17 protein-coding genes are annotated in these 18,079 nt (G+C 47.5%); 13 read left to right on the forward strand and 4 right to left on the reverse strand.

The features are described 5' to 3' along the window. The first annotated feature begins 145 nt into the window (after positions 1 to 145). The 3 genes from ACM6JA_RS28100 (at position 146) to ACM6JA_RS28110 (ending at position 3,551) form a co-directional block, all read left to right on the forward strand. A complete protein-coding gene (locus ACM6JA_RS28100) occupies positions 146 to 1,429 on the forward strand; it encodes an ATP-binding protein (RefSeq protein ID WP_414855046.1) in 1,284 nt (427 codons plus the stop codon). 4 nt (positions 1,430 to 1,433) lie between these two features. Next, positions 1,434 to 2,372 (forward strand): response regulator, encoded by a 939-nt coding sequence (locus ACM6JA_RS28105; protein ID WP_414855047.1) that lies wholly within the window; start codon positions 1,434 to 1,436, stop codon positions 2,370 to 2,372. A 123-nt stretch (positions 2,373 to 2,495) separates the two neighbouring features. Continuing rightward, a complete protein-coding gene (locus tag ACM6JA_RS28110; RefSeq protein WP_414855048.1) occupies positions 2,496 to 3,551 on the forward strand; it encodes a tetraprenyl-beta-curcumene synthase family protein in 1,056 nt (351 codons plus the stop codon). An 11-nt stretch (positions 3,552 to 3,562) separates the two neighbouring features. On the opposite strand, the gene ACM6JA_RS28115 is transcribed toward ACM6JA_RS28110, so the two are convergent. Continuing rightward, on the reverse strand, positions 3,563 to 3,736 hold the full coding sequence (locus ACM6JA_RS28115) for a YlaF family protein (RefSeq protein WP_007722723.1): 174 nt from the start codon (positions 3,734 to 3,736) through the stop codon (positions 3,563 to 3,565). Between the two features lie 119 nt (positions 3,737 to 3,855). Between ACM6JA_RS28115 and ACM6JA_RS28120 the strand changes: the two genes are divergently transcribed. From ACM6JA_RS28120 to ACM6JA_RS28130, 3 genes are all read left to right on the forward strand, one after another. Then, positions 3,856 to 4,476, forward strand: a complete 621-nt coding sequence (locus ACM6JA_RS28120) for a PilZ domain-containing protein (RefSeq protein ID WP_007722725.1) — start codon at positions 3,856 to 3,858, stop codon at positions 4,474 to 4,476. Between the two features lie 142 nt (positions 4,477 to 4,618). Then, positions 4,619 to 4,795 carry a hypothetical protein gene (locus ACM6JA_RS28125; protein WP_414855049.1) on the forward strand — a complete coding sequence of 59 codons (177 nt, stop codon included), beginning with the start codon at positions 4,619 to 4,621 and terminating at the stop codon, positions 4,793 to 4,795. A gap of 92 nt (positions 4,796 to 4,887) precedes the next feature. Continuing rightward, entirely contained in the window at positions 4,888 to 6,006 is a 1,119-nt protein-coding gene (locus ACM6JA_RS28130; RefSeq protein WP_414855050.1) for a PQQ-dependent sugar dehydrogenase, read from the forward strand. Here the strand turns inward: ACM6JA_RS28130 and ACM6JA_RS28135 are convergent. From ACM6JA_RS28135 to ACM6JA_RS28145, 3 genes are read right to left on the reverse strand one after another with little or no spacing between them, the layout of a single operon-like run. Further along, positions 5,978 to 7,234: an MFS transporter gene (locus tag ACM6JA_RS28135; RefSeq protein ID WP_414855051.1), complete on the reverse strand. Its 1,257-nt coding sequence runs from the start codon at positions 7,232 to 7,234 to the stop codon at positions 5,978 to 5,980. The genes ACM6JA_RS28130 and ACM6JA_RS28135 overlap by 29 nt on opposite strands. Positions 7,235 to 7,291: 57 nt before the next feature. Then, positions 7,292 to 8,434 carry a winged helix-turn-helix domain-containing protein gene (locus tag ACM6JA_RS28140; RefSeq protein WP_414855052.1) on the reverse strand — a complete coding sequence of 381 codons (1,143 nt, stop codon included), beginning with the start codon at positions 8,432 to 8,434 and terminating at the stop codon, positions 7,292 to 7,294. Beyond that, entirely contained in the window at positions 8,425 to 10,155 is a 1,731-nt protein-coding gene (locus ACM6JA_RS28145; RefSeq protein WP_414855053.1) for a sigma-54 interaction domain-containing protein, read from the reverse strand. Before ACM6JA_RS28145 ends, ACM6JA_RS28140 begins: the two co-directional genes overlap by 10 nt. Before the next feature lie 201 nt (positions 10,156 to 10,356). On the opposite strand from ACM6JA_RS28145, the gene ACM6JA_RS28150 reads away from it, so the two are divergent. From ACM6JA_RS28150 to ACM6JA_RS28180, 7 genes are all read left to right on the forward strand, one after another. Continuing rightward, positions 10,357 to 11,277 (forward strand): proline dehydrogenase family protein, encoded by a 921-nt coding sequence (locus tag ACM6JA_RS28150; RefSeq protein ID WP_007722740.1) that lies wholly within the window; start codon positions 10,357 to 10,359, stop codon positions 11,275 to 11,277. 75 nt (positions 11,278 to 11,352) lie between these two features. Next, positions 11,353 to 12,285, forward strand: coding sequence for a DNA-3-methyladenine glycosylase family protein (locus ACM6JA_RS28155; protein WP_414855054.1), 933 nt, complete (start codon positions 11,353 to 11,355; stop codon positions 12,283 to 12,285). 119 nt (positions 12,286 to 12,404) lie between these two features. Beyond that, a complete protein-coding gene (brnQ, locus tag ACM6JA_RS28160; RefSeq protein ID WP_414855055.1) occupies positions 12,405 to 13,739 on the forward strand; it encodes a branched-chain amino acid transport system II carrier protein in 1,335 nt (444 codons plus the stop codon). Positions 13,740 to 13,933: 194 nt separating this feature from the next. Further along, on the forward strand, positions 13,934 to 14,632 hold the full coding sequence (locus ACM6JA_RS28165; protein WP_007722748.1) for a response regulator transcription factor: 699 nt from the start codon (positions 13,934 to 13,936) through the stop codon (positions 14,630 to 14,632). Continuing rightward, positions 14,632 to 16,068: an ATP-binding protein gene (locus ACM6JA_RS28170; protein ID WP_414855056.1), complete on the forward strand. Its 1,437-nt coding sequence runs from the start codon at positions 14,632 to 14,634 to the stop codon at positions 16,066 to 16,068. Before ACM6JA_RS28165 ends, ACM6JA_RS28170 begins: the two co-directional genes overlap by 1 nt. A gap of 155 nt (positions 16,069 to 16,223) precedes the next feature. Further along, entirely contained in the window at positions 16,224 to 16,595 is a 372-nt protein-coding gene (locus ACM6JA_RS28175) for a hypothetical protein (protein WP_414855057.1), read from the forward strand. A 402-nt stretch (positions 16,596 to 16,997) separates the two neighbouring features. Beyond that, positions 16,998 to 18,017, forward strand: coding sequence for a S66 family peptidase (locus ACM6JA_RS28180; protein WP_414855058.1), 1,020 nt, complete (start codon positions 16,998 to 17,000; stop codon positions 18,015 to 18,017). Positions 18,018 to 18,079: the final 62 nt, after the last annotated feature.

Raw genomic sequence — 18,079 nt, forward strand, 5'->3', positions numbered from 1 at the left:
TGTTCTGTTTATACAACTTTCTTTGGCATTGTAAGGGGAGGTCTATAAAAAACTACAAAATTCTATAGAAAAATATAGTAAACTAAGAAATAAACGTTAACAATTTTTTGAACAATTTCATATGAGGAAGTGCGGGCAACATTTTATGAGAGAGACCATTTCGATCCTGCTGCTTATGCTCATTGCTGTCCCGATTGCCGGGGAGCTCAAATTTCACCCGTTTCAAGATGATTTTCGCATTAGCTTTGGTACAACAGCTTTTTTCTTTTTTTTATTGTGGCTACGTCCTTCTTTTTTGGCAGGGATAGTAACAGGATTAATTGTTGTTCTATTTCGAATAGTCTTGGATTTCTTGTATGAAGATGTCTTTTCGTTTCTTTCTTCTCTTCAGATGCACTTCCCCGCATTTTGTTATTACGCTACCTTTGCTTGTCTTTTCTCACTCTTTCGCGTTAATAGACTACATCATCGACCGCTTTTGGTGGGATTGTTGGGGACAGGCGCAGAAATAGCAGCCAATTTGGTAGAGCTGTCCTTTCGTGCTGTGTCCTGGGAGGGAGTCTTTCAGCTGGAGGTCGTAGGGCCGATTGCTGTCATTGCATTGATACGCAGTTTTTTTGTCCTTAGTTTTTTCAATATGATTCAGCTGCGTCAGGCGAAATGGATGGAAAAGCAACAGCGCAATCGAAACGAGCAGATGTTGATGCTCATCTCCAATTTGTACGAGGAATCTGTTCTTCTAAAAAAGACATTGCATCAGGTTGAGGATATCACGCGCAACTGCTATGAGCTGTATCGCGAGATGGACGAGGTGGAACACCAGGATGGGAAGGGCAAGCGATACGCGAAGCGGCTACTGTCCCTTGCCGGACAAGTGCATGAAGTGAAAAAGGACAATCAACGCATATATGCAGGCCTCTCCAAGCTGATTTCTGACGAGAAAGAACGAGACTATATGCCACTGGGCGAATTGATAGCGATCATTGTTCAGGGCCAACGAAAGTACGCGAGACTGTTGGAGAAGGACATTCAGTTTGAAACGAATGTGGAGGTGCCGTATCTCGCTTGCCACATTTACACGACCCTCTCACTCATCAACAATCTGGTCGGCAACAGTGTCGAAGCCATCCGCGACCGGGGGATGGTATCGATCGTTGCTTCGATTGACGAGAGTCAGGAGTGGATTCATTTTGTTGTAACCGATGATGGGCCAGGTATTGTGGTGAAGGACAAGGAGCTCTTGTTCATGCCTGGATTCACTACCAAATACGACGTATCAGGCAGGCCTTCCACGGGGATTGGGCTATCATACGTCAAGGAAGTGACAGACAGTCTCCAAGGAATGATTGATTTAGCTGAGGACTCATGCGGACAATCCACACAATTTTGCATTCGCCTGCCAATCGCAACTCTGATTCTGAAAGGGTGACCTAATGCGCTACTTCATCGTGGACGACGATCCTGGGATTCGATTCATGCTCGGTCAAATGATTGAGGATGCTGATTTGGGAGAGGTATGTGGGGAAGCAGAGGATGGCTCACAAATTGACCACGATTTTTTGAACTGGAAGCAAGTAGACATCTTGTTGATTGATCTTTTGATGCCGAAGCGAGATGGCATTGAAACAGTGCGCCAGTTGAGGCGTTTTACAGGCAAAATTGTCATGATCTCGCAAATCGAAACGAAGGAGATGATCGCTGAGGCGTATGCGACAGGGATCGAATACTACGTGACCAAACCGGTGAATCGACTGGAGGTCATCAGTGTTCTGCAAAAGGTACGGGAACGCATATTGCTGCAGCAATCCATCGAGGGTATTCAGCGGTCACTTTCCGTCTTGTCCGGCAGTATGAACGTGACGGCAGCTCTTACCAAAGAAGCATCGTATCCTGAAAAGGGCATCTTGTCTTCCGCACGGTTTCTCTTAACTGAACTGGGGATGATTAGCCAAAAAGGCAGCAAAGATTTACTCGACATGATGGAGTGGCTGTATCGCTGGGAGAAGGAAAGGGATGGGGAAGTGAATCTCCCACCTTTACGCGATATTTTTTGGGCGATTGCTGCCCGCAAGCTGGGAAAGGGAGTGACTGTCCTGATCCAAAAGGAAACAAAGGCCGCTGAGCAGCGAGTTCGCAGAGCCATCTATCAGGCATTAACCCATCTGGCTTCCCTGGGGCTGACCGATTACAGTAATCCCAAATTCGAGAGCTACGCGACAACGTTCTTCGATTTTACTGAGGTGCGAAAACGCATGCTGGAGCTGGAGAGTCAGATGGAAATGACGATCTCTTCTACTCGTATCAATACGAAAAAGTTTATTTTTGTACTCTATATGGAGTCAAAAAGGCGAATTGGTGTATTTCAGGGCTGACTTTTGGAGTGGGCATCCAAATGTGATAAGATATTTCTATTGGTCATGAGCGAGGGCTTCGATGTTAAGCTAGTAAAAGCTTGGGAACGCCTCCGTTTTACATTTGTTTTGGGAGGGAAATAAGTGAGCGAACTACGTAATCCATGGCAGCTACTTTACCGAGTCTATCGTCATGTGCAACCTGTTCTGGAGCGAGAGTTTGCGGCCTGGTACAAAAGAGCACAGGCGATTCCCAATCCCGAGCTGAGAAAACAGGCACAAGACAGCATGAATTCCAAAAAGTTTCACTGCCAAGGGGGATGTGTTTATGCAGCACAGGTCATCCCGTATGTGGAGACAATTGTTCCGCTGATTGTCGCCTACCAAACAATCAGTGACTACTTAGATAATCTGTGTGATCGCAGCACGTCACTAGACCCGCAAGACTTCCGTCAGCTTCACGTGTCGATGCAGGATGCACTGACACCAGGCGCGCCCTTGCGAGATTATTATTTGTACCGTGAGGATAAGGATGACGGCGGCTTTTTGGCTGGGCTGGTTCAGACCTGTCAACAGCATGTCGCACAATTGCCAGCCTATGAAAAAATCCAGACAAAGATACTCGAGTTTTCTTGTTTGTATAGTGATTTACAAGTATACAAGCACATTGCTCCCCATTTGCGCGAGGATCACTTGTTGACGTGGTGGGATCAGTACAAAGAACGCTATCACGAATTGCACTGGCAAGAATTTGCGGCTGTTACAGGCTCGACCATCGGGATATTCGCTCTTTTTTGCTTGGCGACTGATCCAGATGTAAGGGAAGAGCAAATTCAAACGGTAAGTGAAGCTTACTTTCCGTGGCTGTGCGGGTTACATATTTTATTAGACTATTTAATTGACCTGGAAGAAGATAAAATGGGTGGAGATTTAAACTTCGTGAGCTATTACGATTCGGAACGGATAGCGACTGAACGCTTGAAGCTTTTCATAGAACAAGCAAAGGCAAGCGTTAAACGCTTGCCAAATCCTGCATTTCACCGTATGATCGTGGACGGGCTAGTCGCGTTTTATCTCGCGGATCGCAAGGTAAATCGGAGCCAGCCACACATTTATACTATCGCTAGACAACTGCTGAAGCAGGCTAAGGGCTTGCCCTCTGTCCTATTTTATGTGAACAGTTTGCTTGTACGGCGATAACGGAGAAGAGGTTAGCGCATATGCTTGCGCTTGTACGAAAAGCCAAATCCCATCAACGAGAAGGCAACAACGATACAGCCAAGGATACCGAGGGGGCTTTTTTCCCCAATGGCAATGCCAACTCCGATGAGACAGGCGGTTACCAAAAATGCCAAAGCCAGTGTTACCAATTGATAACGATTCATCGGTCTGTAACCTCCTATCTGTCAATGTTCCCATTATACCTTATTTTCCGCGAAAAGCATCCAGGTAAAGATTTCGGAAATCCCGGTAATATATTTGTGCGAAGTGGTGGAGAACTCAGATGGAAAGCATAATACAAATTAGAAAAGGGAATCGAGTGATAGAAGGTCATGTTACCTATGAAGAAGGGGACTTGATCGAAGCCGTATTTCCCAGCCCATTTGATGTCACTGTAGGGGATCAGATCCCTTGTCTATTGACGGCTGATTATGAAACGATCAATACGTTTGAAGCCGTAGTCGTGGCTAAAGACAAAAATCGCTTGTTTTTGTTCCACTCTCCAACAGCTACTGAGTTTCGGGAACAGCGCAGACGCTATCCCCGTTTCGACATGGAGGTTAAGGGATGGATCCAGTATCCGACGCAGGAGCCAGACTCATTTTTTTCCGTTTATAGTCAAATGGTGTACTTGGTGAATTTGAGTCTGGGAGGTCTGGCATTCCGCTCAGACAAACAGATTCCTGCGGATCAGCAAATTGTCTTTTCCTTCGAATTGTATGGTCGCAATCGCCCGGATGGGGTAGTGAAAACAGACCTGGTTATCATTCATGAACGAATAGAGGGTCCGAACTGTTTTTACGGCTGTACGATCAAAGGAATCAATGCACGTCATTTTCACAATTTGCGCAAGTACATTTTGCATCGGCAAATCGAGGAACGAAGACAAGTGAATATCGAGTAGGTCTTTTCGTGAATTGGTTCAATGGGGACCAATTTTTTTTTGCCTTTTTTGGTTGCTATTGGAGGGGAAGAAGCGGCTACAGTCAGCATTTGAAAAGGCATAAAAGAGGATGAAATGGCAAAGAAAAAACGGAATAGACTTCATGGCTAACCAAGCAAACGATCTAAAAACTGGACGTCCACCTCAGCTGTGGGAGCACGGTGATATGTTTGGAAGGAGACCGCCCGAACGAAGAGAGGATACAGGCGACTGGAAAACATGTCACCGGGCTTCGGCCCCGGCAGAACTGCTGGAGGACATCCAGATAGTTTTTTTGTGAAGCGAAGAGGAACAGAAGTATACATTAGCGAAACTTTGTCTAAAATGCTTCCTGGTTCCTACTGGACAAATCGCACAGGGAGGAAACGTGAGATGTGGAAAAAATGGATGGTGTGTGTGCTTACCTTGATCTTGAGTATGCCGGTTGTGGCTTGTGAAGCGAATCCTGCAACAGAATCGCAGCCAACTCAACAGTCTCTTCCATATCGGATGGAGATATTCGCTGATCAATTGGATGTGCCTTGGGCTATGGATATAGCCGCGGATGGTCGGATCTTTTTCACAGAGCGACCAGGAAGAGTGCGAGTGATTCAGTCAGGCAAGCTGCTTCCGGAACCGCTCATCTCATTTCCTGCCCCATTCATAAGCGAGGGAGAAGGCGGGCTGTTGGGCCTTGTGCTCGATCCAGATTTTGTGAATAACCACTACTTGTACGTTTACCATACATACAAAGAGGGAGAGGTTACTTTCAATCGTGTCCTGCGACTACGAGAAGTAAACCATGCCGCACAGATTGATAAGGTACTCCTCGACAAAATCCCGGGAAGCTCAATCCACAACGGAGGACGGATCAAAATTGGTCCGGATCAGCGTCTCTATATTACGACAGGCGATGCGCATGAGCCGATGTTTGCGCAAGGTCGGGCAAGTCTCGCCGGAAAAATTTTGCGGATCAATCTGGATGGAACCATTCCTGCCGACAATCCTTTTTCCGGCTCACCTGTATACAGCTATGGACATCGCAACCCGCAAGGCATCGCATGGTATCCGGATACCGGGATACTCTACAGCTCGGAGCACGGCCAGATTGCACATGATGAGATCAATCGGATCGAGCCGGGCGCAAATTACGGCTGGCCGGTCATTTTTGGTGAACAGCAAAAAGAGGGGATGAAAACCCCCCTCCTGCAAAGCGGTGATACGACATGGGCTCCTTCTGGCATGACGTTTGTATCCAAAGGGCCGTGGAAAGGACAACTGCTCGTAGCGAACCTCAGGGGTAAGCAGCTTCAAAAAATTAGCTTAGACGCTACTCGACCTGATACGGTATTGGAGACTGCTACTTTGTTCCAAGACGAGTTCGGACGATTGCGCGATGTGGTCGAAGGAAAAGACGGCACACTCTATTTGTTGACCAACAACCGCGATGGTCGTGGAGATCCGAGAGAAGGGGACGATAAAATTATCCGACTCGTTCCGATCCAGCCGTAGCGACAGCCACAGCCACGTCTTTTGTTCGTTTCCCCCAAATCCAACGTTGCAAGAGGACAGCGCCTCCGCCAATTGCAGCGATTAACACTCCGACCCATAAAAAAGCAGTGTTTGGACCCAAGATGGTCATAATGACACCACCGAGCAACGGAGCAATAATGAAAGTGGCACTCGTCAATGAATCGATAATTCCCCTCACGCGGCCCAGTGCTTGCGGGGGGCTTTCTTTTTGTACCAGATAATTGGCGCCGACCGAAGTCAGACCTGTTCCGACTCCAGCCAATATAGCGGGAATCAGCAGCCAATACATGCCATCACCCGGCTGGAATAATCCAATCCACGAAAAACTAATTCCAATGAGCAAAACGCCACCGCCCAGCACCCACCCATAGGAACGAATCTCTTTTAAGCGATGTAGCAAGGTGACGGTGACAAGTGCGCCTAATCCAATGACACTGACTGTAAATCCGAGCATTTCCGGATTGTCGGGCAGCTTCTCGCGGAAGATTACGGGAAACTGTGTATCTGCCAACTGAATCGCCAACGAGGTAATAGTTGCGAAGATCGTGCTGAACAACAGGACACGGTTTTGCAAAAAGATCCGCCAGCCCTCTTGCCATGCTTGACGGTAAGGGAGAGGCTGTTCTTCTACGGATGTAGTAGGCAACGTATTCTCCACTTTACGAATCGTGAACAGAAATCCTGTAGAGAGAAGGAATGTCGAAGCATTAATCATCAGACAAATGGCGGGTGCAAAAACGGCAGCTACCAATCCTCCGGCAAGTGGACCGATCAATTTCCCCATCTGGTATACGGCTCCATTCAAAGCAGAGGCTTGTAACAACTGATTCTCAGGTACGATTTGACGCGTCAAGGTCTGCTGCGCTGGATCATTGAAGACAGAGGCACCTGAACGCAGGGCAATGACCAATAGGAACCAGAACGGAGTAGGCATGGCAAGCAGGAGTAGAGTAAGAGCAGCCTGAATGATATTCATCGTCATGATCATACGTACCTTGTTCACGCGGTCTGCAAGCACCCCGGCAAACTGCCCGAGCAAAATGCTTGGAGCTGCATAGGCAACGGGCAGGAGGGCCATCGTCATCGGATCAACCTTCCATACAAACCCCAACAGGATGGATACCGCAATAAAATCAAACCAATCGCCAAGCGTAGACAGTCCGTAAGAGATGAACAGCGTACGAAACGTTCTATTTTCTTTTAACAAAAAAATCCCTCCATCGATCTGTTAACTCGATGATAAAAGGGATTTGTCAGAGGAATATCAGATAGTCGATGAGATGATGGCACGAATCTTTTTCTGCAAGTAGTCGAACTTGTACTCTTCGGATAATTCCGTCCAGATTTTCTGGTATTTGCGCTCCCATTCTGCATCATAGCCGAAGTTCCTGAAGAAAAACAAAATACTTTGTATGGCATAAATCAGGTGAGGGACGAACTTGGTGGCACGGACGACTTCAATGCCTTCGTCGACCACGCGGCGCGCTTTGGTGATCTCCTGTCGATGGTACAAGCAAAGCCCGTGAGCAATGGTGAAGCTGCCGAGCTCACGCTGCATGGGGAGTGTCTGCAAGATGTCATTTGAGCGTTGAATCACTTCCTCCGCTTCATTCACCTGACCCATCAGTAGATACAGGAAGGCTTCTTGCGATTGAAGAAAGAGTTGGAAGCCGGGTGAATTGACTCGTTCGACAACCTCTCTTGCGGGTAACAGCTGTTTTTTGGCTCGCTCCCATTGCTTCGCATGAGCGTATACGCCGACTGCATTGATTTTCATCTCATCCTGAAAAGTAGCAGGCATGCTTTCCAGATTTCTCATTGCCCATTCAAAAACTTCTATTGTCTTTTGTGAGTCCAATTGTGTCATATGGTGCAAATGGAACCAATAAAACAGTTTCTCTGACTTAGGTGAAGCTTGATCCTCGATAAACCAGTTGAAGTTACCGACAACAAACCGCAAATAGGTAGCGTAAAAAGAGTCCATTTGGAAGCCAAGCACTTGTTGATTGGCATAGAGCGTCTGCAAGGCGGCCCCCATACCCATGCCGTGGTAAGTGGTTAGCATCTTCTGGATGTTCTCGGAGAAATTGCTGTTTAATGCTGATGGACTAGGCGATTGCTGCTCTTTTAGAGTAAGCCGATAGCCGATTCCTCGGACCGTATCAATCGTGAGCAGATGCGACCACTTTTGCAGTTTTTTCCGCAAGCGGTAAATGTGATCGTCGACAGTACGGTCTGTCGGTTCTTCCAGCGGCCAGACGCGATCCAGCAGATCACTTCTTGAAAAGGCCCGGTTTTTCCATGTGTACAGATATTGAAACAAGGCGTATTCCTTCGGCAAAAGGACAATCGTTTCCCCAGCATAATGGATTTGATACGTATCATCGGACCATGTTATCAATCCCATTTGAAAGACTCCTCGTTTATATTGAACTTCTTCATTTTATTGTAAAGGGTGCCGCGAGATACGCCGAGCAGCTCGGCTGCTGCCTTTTTGTTGCCGTAGGTGCGCTCCAACGCTGCCAGAATGCGCTCTTTTTCGTTCGCAGGTTGAGAAGGGTACGCAATCGACGGACGTATGATAGACGGCGGTGTCGGAGTCGGCGGCGCATACGTTCCCCCAATCGGCGTGTGCGCAGAGACGTGTGTGGGTTCTGCGTAACTGCGAATGACAGACGGCAGATGCTCAGGCAAAATAACGCCGTTTTCTTGCAGGATCGACAGACGTTCAATGACGTTGCGAAGCTGTCGGATGTTCCCCGGCCAATTGTACTCGAACAACGCTTGCATGACCTCGGGAGAGATGCGTGGTACGGAGTGGTCATGGGCGACCGAATACTCATGAATGAAAATTTGCACGAGCTCTGGCAAATCCTCGCGTCGTTCGCGAAGCGGTGGGATTTCCAGAGAAAAGACGTTCAGCCGATAATACAAGTCCTCGCGAAAACGACCGTCTGCAACCATTTGCTCCAGCTGTCTGTTTGTCGCCGCTACAATCCGTGTGTTGACGGTGATTGGCTCCGTTCCGCCTACGCGGTAAAACTGTCGTTCCTGTAAGGCGCGAAGCAGCTTGACCTGCAACTCTAGCGGCAGCTCCCCAATTTCATCGAGGAAAAGTGTCCCGCCATGCGCTAGCTCCAGCTTGCCAGGCTTGCCTTTTTTCTCGGCTCCAGTAAAAGCACCGCCCTGATAACCAAACAGCTCACTTTCGAACAGAGCGGCAGGAATGGCACCGCAGTTGATCGCGATAAAAGGCTTCTCATGTCGGCGACTTGCCTGATGAATTGCTTTGGCAAACAGCTCTTTCCCCACGCCGCTTTCTCCATAAATCAGCACAGTCGCATCCGTCTGCGCCACTTTTTTTGCGGAACCAATAGCGGATTGAATCGAGGCAGAATGCCCCTTGATCGCATAAAAAGGATCGTCTGCTGCCTGAAACCGACTCATCTCTTGCTGCAAATTGTGGAGATGGGCCGTCGTATGTGCTAATTCTTCATTGAGACGAACCAACTCGGTAATATCCTGTTCAATAGAAATCGCACCGATAATTTCACCCTCGCGGCGAATCGGTGCCGCATTAATGAGTACATGACTATCAGGACGAGGAATATGATAGACACGTTGAACGGATGTCCCTTGACGCAGCGCATCGAGCAGGCGGATCGATTCACTCGCGAAGTGCTCATCGAGAGAAGTTCCGACGACTTGGGCGCGATCGATTTCATAAATAGTTTCTGCTGCCCGATTCCAGTGTTGGACAACGTTGCGGGAGTCCACGATAGTGACGGCCTCACTCATCGTATCCATCAAGGTACTGAGCAGGGCAGACTGGTTTTGGGTCAACACGACAAGGGCAGTCATGAGCTGGTATGGCTCAACCATTCCTGTCGGAGTGCCTTGTTCATCCACGATGACGAGTGTCGGCAGATCGGAAACGCTTGGGCCAGCGAGAATGTGGCTGATAGATTGTTCGAGCGTGGTTGTAGAAGAGACGATGACGACTCTGCCCTTTCGTTCTTTATCAACCCATTCACCTACAGTTTCACCTGCACGTATTTTGACAAGATCAGGTGGAAGCGGAATCGCAAAGGAAGAGATCGTACTATCCAGCGAAAATAACGGTTTCAAATCGTCACCTCTTATCCAAACTAACAGGAAAACGGCTCGTCCCTGTTGTACATCTAATCAGAAGTGTACAAGAATAGACACGCAATGTACATATGTGTTGAAAACGTCGTATAGACATCACGATAGCGCTTACGAGAATAAGTTGGCACGATTCATGCTAGTAAAAGTGGACAGAGTACGTTGAGGAGGAGACAGTCAACGATGGAACAAGCTATGAAGGATTTCTTTCTATTTTTATCCAAAAACAAAACCTTAAATTCTGCCGCGAAAAAGTGGGGTCTACGCTTTGGAGCGAGTCGCTTTGTATCCGGTCAAACCATTGCGGAGGCAATCAGCGCTGTTCGCAAACTGAACCAGCAAGGTCTCGTTTGCACACTGGACCATCTGGGCGAATTCGTGTTCAGCGTAGAGGAAGCAAACGAGTCTGCTGACTATTGCATCAAAACGCTGGAAGCGATCCACCAATCCGGTGTTGATTGTAATCTTTCGTTGAAAATGACTTCGCTCGGTCTGGACATCAGCCGTGAGCTTTGCATGGACAACATGAGACGCATTTTGGATTCGGCTAAGAAAAACGGAAACATTTTCGTTCGTATCGACATGGAGGACTACGCACACAATCACGTGACCATGGAGATTCTGAACGAATTACTGCAAGAGTACGACAACGTCGGAACCGTTATTCAGGCTTATCTCTACAAAGCATCGGACGATATCGACAGCCTGAAGGACAAAAAAGTGAACTTCCGTCTCGTAAAAGGAGCTTACAAGGAGTCTCCTGAAGTCGCTTACCCGAACAAGCCAGATGTAGATGAGAACTACAAAAAAATCATCAAGCAGCATCTGTTGAACGGCGGGTACGCTGCTGTGGCAACTCATGATGACAACATCATTGATTTTGTGAAAAAGCTGGAAAAAGAACACAGCATCCCGCGCACACAGTTTGAATTCCAAATGTTGTTTGGTATTCGCACGCAGTCCCAAATTGACTTGGCTCGCGAAGGCTATAAAATGCGTGTTTATGTACCGTACGGAAACGACTGGTATGGATATTTCATGCGCCGTTTGGCAGAAAGTCCGGCAAACGTAAAATTTGTTCTCAAAGGAATGTTTACGAAATAAGTTTTGCGAAGTATACTTGACACCTTCGGAGGATTCTCCGGAGGTTTTTATTTTATCTGGAAAGGTGAGAGTCTTGTGAATTATTCGATTATTTCGCTTACTCCTCCATATTCTTTTGACCGGTTGCTTCGGCGTCTTGAGACACATCCAGATACGCAGATACGTGTGAATAAAGAAAAAAATAGCCTAGAGCGCGTCTTTCGTATTGGCTTACGGCCTGTTCTGGTCCATATGCAATTTGTGGGCAGCTTGGAAGAACCCACATTGCGCTACGAGACACAGGCGATCATTTTGTCCACGACAGACCGGCAGCTGCTAGAAAAAATGATTCGCCGTACTTTTAGTGCCGATTTGGATCTATCCGTTATTTACGAGCAGATGAGGGAGGAAAAGGAACTCGCCATCCTGACCGAGCGGTTTCGCGGTCTTCGTCTTATGCTGGATGCCGATTTGTTTCAATGCATGGTCAAGACGATTATCGGACAGCAGATCAATCTGACCTTTGCAGCCAATTTGACCGAGAGGCTGGTTACACTGGCAGGCGACCCAGTAGAAAACCCAAACGGCGAGGGCATTATCGCTTTTCCGACTCCTGATGCGGTAGCGAGATTGACTGTGGAGGATTTGCGTACTCTGCAATTTAGTCAGCGAAAAGCAGAGTATATTATCGATTTCGCCCGTGCCATTGTGAATGAAACGGTAGATTTGGAAAGACTATGGACAATGAAGGACGAGGAAATCATTACGTACCTCACTTCGCTGCGAGGAATTGGACGGTGGACAGTAGAGTGCCTGCTCATGTTTGGGATGGGGCGTCCAGACTTGTTGCCAGCTGCTGACATCGGTTTGCGAAATGGAATTGTTCACCTCTATGGAATGAAATCGAAGCCAAATGAAAACGATATTCGCAAGCTAGGAGAAAAGTGGGCTCCATGGCGCAGTATCTATTGTCTGTACGTATGGGAAGCAGTGGGGGCGATTAAGAGAAAAGAGGTATTTGACCTGTAAAAACTTTCATTTTTAACAAAAGTTCAATAATTTTAAAAAATTAAAGGTTGAATAGTAAGTAAATTTTAAGTTATACTAATGAAAATTTTATTTTATTAAATAATATTGAGAGGATTCATATGAAAGAACTTTCCACGAAAGAAACAATTACAATTGGTTTGATGCTGTTTGCCCTATTCTTTGGAGCAGGGAACATGATTTTTCCGCCAGCTCTAGGACAAGCTGCAGGAGATAATGTTTGGATCGCGATGCTCGGCTTTTTGATTACCGGTGTAGGTCTGCCTTTACTGGGAATTATTGCGGTAGGCTTGGCTGGTGGTAATTTGCAGACGATGGCGTCAAGAGTCCATCCGATGTTTGCAGTCGTGTTTACCTTTATTGTTTATCTGTCGATTGGTCCATTCATGGCGATTCCGCGGACAGGTACAGTAACCTTTGAGATGGGCGTGTTGCCGTATTTGCCTGAATCCATGAAAGGCAGTTGGGTACCGCTTTTTGTGACCACGATCGTCTATTTTGCCATCACCTTCTGGTTGAGTCTAAACCCGAGCAAGCTGGTGGATCGAATCGGTAAAATCTTGACACCTGCTCTTTTGATCATCATTGGTCTGATGTTTGTCAAATCACTCATTTCTCCTTTGGGTGAGGTGGGACAACCGACAGGCGCCTATCAGGATACAGCATTCTTCAAAGGATTTATCGAAGGCTATCTGACGCTAGATGCTTTGGCTGCGATGGTATTTGGTCTGGTAGTAACATCGGCTGTTCAGGATAGAGGCATCATCGATCGCAAAAAAGTGATGTGGTCCACGATCAAAGCCGGTATCCTCGCCGCTACGGGACTCGGACTCGTATACCTTGCCCTCAGCTATTTAGGAGCGACGAGTGTTTCGTTTGCGAAATCGGAAAACGGCGGTCAGATCCTAACCGGGGTTGTGCATCAACTGTTCGGTCCATTAGGCTCACTCCTGCTGGGAGCAGCTGTTACGCTTGCTTGCCTTACGACTTCTGTTGGGCTCGTCACAGCGTGCAGTCAATTTTTCTCGAGTCGTATTCCTAGCATCTCCTACAAGAAAATGGCTGTGATCCTGTGTGTGTTCAGTGCTGCGGTAGCAAACGTAGGCTTGACGCAGCTGATTACCTTCTCTGTGCCTGTCTTGATGGCGATTTATCCGCTGGCGATCGTGCTGATGCTACTGACGTTTTGTGATCGGATGTTCAAAGGACATCGTGCCGTATACGTAGGCGCGATTACGGCAACGGCTGTCATCAGTCTGTTGGATGGAGCTTCCCAGCTTGGATTGTCTATCGACTCACTGACACCAATTCTGGAACAATTGCCACTGTACAAAGTAGGAATTGGATGGCTGGTGCCAGCTTTTGCAGGCGCACTGTTAGGGTTGTTGTGGGCTAGCCTCACACGCAGTGTCCCGATTGTAAGAGAAACGAAGTAAAGAATAAGAGCGAGTGGGCTTTAGGTCCACTCGCTTTTTTATTTTCGTAAACAATTTCTGTCCTGCTTTTACCAGCTGGATAGGACTTCTATCCGTCCACAACACGGGTGATGTATGTTACCATGGAAAAACGTAAATTGTCTGAACGGCATGTTTCATTTTATGTCGTTTGGAAAGAAGGGAGGTTATTGGCTATGTCCACGATGAAAGTCTTGGTTGCCGATGACGATCCAAACGTACGCGAAATTATTCGCCTTTATTTTGAAAAACAACAAATCGAGCTCATCGCAGCAACAGATGGACGAGAAGCTCTTGAGATGATGGAAAAGGAACAGCCGGATGTGGTCATTCTCGATGTCATGATGCCGCAGTTGGACGGCTTTGAAGCATGCCGGGAAATCCGCAAGAAGTGGGATACGCCGATTATTATGCTGACGGCAAAGGATGAGGAGTTTGATCGTGTACTCGGCTTGGAGCTCGGAGCGGATGATTACGTAACGAAGCCGTTTAGTCCACGTGAGATCGTTGCTCGTATCCGCGCGATTATGCGCAGATTGCAGCCAAAGCCAAAAGTAGAAGATGAGGCGGTGCTTCGGACCTTTGCTTTTGATCAATTGACGATTGATCTGGATAAACGGGAAGTGATCGTTGCAGGGGAAAAGGTGAGCTTTCGCCCGAAGGAGTTTGATCTGCTTGTTCAACTCGTCAAATCTCCGGGAAGTGTATGGTCGCGGGAGCAATTGCTGGAACAAGTGTGGGGCTTTGATTATTTTGGCGATGTTCGAACGATCGATGTTCATATTAAAAAGATCAGACAGCGTTTAGATAAGCTCCCTTATGAATGCATTCAAACGGTTTGGGGGATCGGCTACAAGTTTGGGGTGGATAACTGATGCTAGGTATGGCGAAAAGTATCTACCGCAGACTGCTGGTCAGCTTTTTGGCTACCGTTTTGGTGGGGCTAGGGATTACAGGGATCGTTCTCTCCTTTTTTACGAAAGAGTATATTTACAACGCTAAAGAAGAAGAGCTTTTGCGGATGGCCAAAAAAGTGAATGCCGCTATCCATAACAGCAATGAAGTAAACAAACGGCTCTTGGACAAGCTGGCGATGCTGGACGAGTCATTTGATACCCGCATCTGGTTATTTGATACGGAAGGAAAAATTGTCGCGACTTCGATGAAGGATGAGATGCTTACAGGCAAGTCCGTGGCAGTTTCCATCGCGGGTAACGTGCTGAACGGAAAAAGTGCGGTAACCGAGCTGCAAATCGAAGGTATGGATGACCCGATGTTGTCAGTCTCCGTCCCGTGGGGCGAGGGCGAAAACGTCTATGGCGGAATTATTTTGCATGCGCCGATTGAAGGAATTGAGAAAACCTTTGGTCAAATGCGCGAGTCGATTCTGTGGGCGACATTGTTTGGGGTGCTTCTTTCTACGATCATGGTTTCGTATTTGTCATGGTCAATCTCCCGCCCATTGCGAACCATTGAGAGAACAGCGGCTGAAATTGGTCGAGGGAATTACGCAGAGCGCGTCCAGGTCGATACGTCTGACGAGATCAACGACTTGGCGCAAACGATCAATACGATGGCACAGAAGCTGGAGAAGGTAGAGCAGGAGCGTCATCATCTGGAGCAAGTGCGCAATGATTTTTTGGCGAATGTCTCCCATGAATTGCGTACGCCTCTCACCGCGATCCAAGGTTTTCTTGAGGCGTTGCAAGACGGCTTGGTAGAGGAAGAAGAGGCGCGACAGAAGTATTACGCTGTGATGTACACCGAAACGATGCAAGTGAACCGCTTGGTGGATGACCTGATGGACTTGATGAAGCTGGAGAACAACGAAGTAAATCTGGCCAAGTTCCCTGTCGATGTGGCAGATGTCATGAATCGGGTTGCTTTTTCCTTCCATCAAGAAGCAGAGGAAAAAGGGATTCGCATGGGAGTAGAGGTAGAGGACGAGCTGCCGAGAATTTATGCCGATAAGGACCGGATCGCGCAAATTCTGAAAAATCTGGTGAAGAATGCACTCAAGTTTACGGCTGCAGGTGAAATTCGCATGCGTGCTTCGCTGGAAGAGGAATACGTACAGATTCAAGTGATCGATACAGGGATGGGAATTGCAGCAGATGACCTGGATCGTATCTGGGAACGTTTTTTCAAAGTGGATCGGGGACGTTCCAAAAACAATAAAGGGACAGGGCTTGGACTCGCTATTGTAAAAGAGCTGGTAGAGCAGCATGATGGCAAATGCAGAGTAGAGAGCACGCCTGGGAAGGGCAGTACTTTTACGATATGGCTTCCGAGGATTAAGCCGGAGAACTAAATCATGATCCAATCAAAATGATCATGGTCATACTTTTTTCATATTTTGATCATCGTTTTTTCCCACTTTCCTTACAGAATGGTTATCTTTGTCCGTTACGATATAAGTGTGACAGCGAGAAGGTCACGAAGCCAAGGAATGAAAGGGGAATGAACATGAACAAAAAATGGTTCTCCATTGCCACTGTCGCATTACTCCTGTCTGGCAGCTTGGTTGCCTGCTCTGACACAACAGGAACTCCTGAACCGGCGACACAACCAGAGGGCACGACAAGCGAAACCGCTCCGGGGTCCTCCACTACTGATAGCGGACAATCGACCGATAGCTCGGTTTCGCAAGATCAGTCTACAACGGACGCTTCTACGGACAGCTCTAATGCATCGAAGGACACAGGTTCGTCTACGGAAGCACCTGCGACAGATGCCAATTCTGATGCAGGTACAAGCACTGGATCGCCTGGTGCTACGGGAACTGAAAGCAGCGGTTCCACTGGACAGTCTACAACGACTGACGCCAGCAAGAAGTAATCATTCACGAACTGGAAACACGTTTGTTTGAACTCCTCTACTTCCCTCCCGTTTTATATACCTTGATGACGGCTATAGGCCGTCTTTTTTTTGTCTAAGAAAAGTAGCCGTAGTGAGGAGAAGTGCATTTTCAGTCTACGCTTCGGCCTACGCCCTACTGAGGGTGTGGACTGTCCGCTCCGAAATAAATGGCGGGAGTGCTTCAAACGTAGAAGTTTCATGAAGGATTTCATAAGTGAAGCTGGCTCCAGAGGCGCTAGGACTGGAAATGCACTTCTCCATTCGCAGGTTTCTAAAACCAGTATGTTCTTAATCAATAGTGATACAGAAAGCCTGAAAAATGCCTTGGTGGTATGTGGTATGATTATCCAAAATCATACATAGCGAGCGGGAGGGAGAAGCATGATCACGTATCCATCGTTGAAAAAGGGCGCTACTATAGGGGTAACTGCGCCATCATCTGGTGTACCAGAGTATTTGCATGAACTAATCAGGCTGGCATGCAGTCGTATGGAGAGCAGGGGGTATTCCATCGTTTGCAAAAATACAGTCTGGACACAGGAAAAAGCCAAGTCAGCTCCTACCACAAACCGCGCAGCCGAATTCAACTCCCTGATGCAAGATGAAGACGTCGATATCATCATTCCTCCCTGGGGTGGCGAGCTGCTGATTGAGATTTTAGACAAGCTTGATTTTCAGTCCATGCAACCAAAATGGGTGTTAGGCTATTCAGATGTGAGTGTACTGTTGCTCGCGATTACATTAAAAACAGGGATGGCTACGGCCCATGGGACGAATCTGATAGATTTGCGTGGAGCAGATATGGATGCGACGACCGCCATGTGGGAAACGGTTCTGTCAACGCAAAAGGGAGAATCGGTCTTGCAGTACTCTTCCCCGATGTATCAAAAGGAATGGCAGCATACGAATCCTTCGCCGCATATCTTTCACCTAACGGAACCGACTCTATGGAAAACCACAGAGACTACTCCCCACGTAAACATGCAGGGGCGGCTACTTGGCGGCTGTATCGATATCATTCGGCATGTGATCGGCACACCGTATGGGGACGTACAAGCGTTTCAAAAAGAACAGATCGGGAATGAAGCGATCATCTGGTATTTGGAAAACTGTGAGCTTTCTACGACTGATCTACGCAGATCTTTGGTACAAATGAAGCTGGCCGGATGGTTCGATCATTGTGCGGGGATCATGTTTGGGCGCAGTCCAGCGAATCAGGCGGTCGAAGGTTATACGGTGGAAGACGTCTATCAGGAGCTGGCTGCTGAGCTGCAAGTCCCTGTTCTTTACGATGTAGATTGTGGGCATATGCCGCCGCAAATCACGTTTATTAATGGAGCATTTGCTGAAGTGGAGCTGACTTTCGAAAAAGGAAGCGTACGGCAATATTTTCGTCCATAAGCATAAGAAAACGAGGGCTTCCCAACGAATGGGAAGTCCTCGTAGCATGTTAGCATACATAA

The organism is Brevibacillus sp. IT-7CA2 (genome assembly GCF_949767855.1).
Classification (GTDB): Bacteria; Bacillota; Bacilli; order Brevibacillales; family Brevibacillaceae; genus Brevibacillus.

Coding starts and splice junctions, on each gene's coding strand:
- ACM6JA_RS28100 (WP_414855046.1), top strand. CDS start 146: ATGAGAGAGACCATTTCGATCCTGCTGCTTATGCTCATTGCTGTCCCG.
- ACM6JA_RS28105 (WP_414855047.1), top strand. CDS start 1,434: ATGCGCTACTTCATCGTGGACGACGATCCTGGGATTCGATTCATGCTC.
- ACM6JA_RS28115 (WP_007722723.1), bottom strand. CDS start 3,736: ATGAATCGTTATCAATTGGTAACACTGGCTTTGGCATTTTTGGTAACC.
- ACM6JA_RS28120 (WP_007722725.1), top strand. CDS start 3,856: ATGGAAAGCATAATACAAATTAGAAAAGGGAATCGAGTGATAGAAGGT.
- ACM6JA_RS28125 (WP_414855049.1), top strand. CDS start 4,619: ATGGCTAACCAAGCAAACGATCTAAAAACTGGACGTCCACCTCAGCTG.
- ACM6JA_RS28130 (WP_414855050.1), top strand. CDS start 4,888: ATGTGGAAAAAATGGATGGTGTGTGTGCTTACCTTGATCTTGAGTATG.
- ACM6JA_RS28140 (WP_414855052.1), bottom strand. CDS start 8,434: ATGGGATTGATAACATGGTCCGATGATACGTATCAAATCCATTATGCT.
- ACM6JA_RS28150 (WP_007722740.1), top strand. CDS start 10,357: ATGGAACAAGCTATGAAGGATTTCTTTCTATTTTTATCCAAAAACAAA.
- brnQ (WP_414855055.1), top strand. CDS start 12,405: ATGAAAGAACTTTCCACGAAAGAAACAATTACAATTGGTTTGATGCTG.
- ACM6JA_RS28165 (WP_007722748.1), top strand. CDS start 13,934: ATGTCCACGATGAAAGTCTTGGTTGCCGATGACGATCCAAACGTACGC.
- ACM6JA_RS28170 (WP_414855056.1), top strand. CDS start 14,632: ATGCTAGGTATGGCGAAAAGTATCTACCGCAGACTGCTGGTCAGCTTT.
- ACM6JA_RS28175 (WP_414855057.1), top strand. CDS start 16,224: ATGAACAAAAAATGGTTCTCCATTGCCACTGTCGCATTACTCCTGTCT.
- ACM6JA_RS28180 (WP_414855058.1), top strand. CDS start 16,998: ATGATCACGTATCCATCGTTGAAAAAGGGCGCTACTATAGGGGTAACT.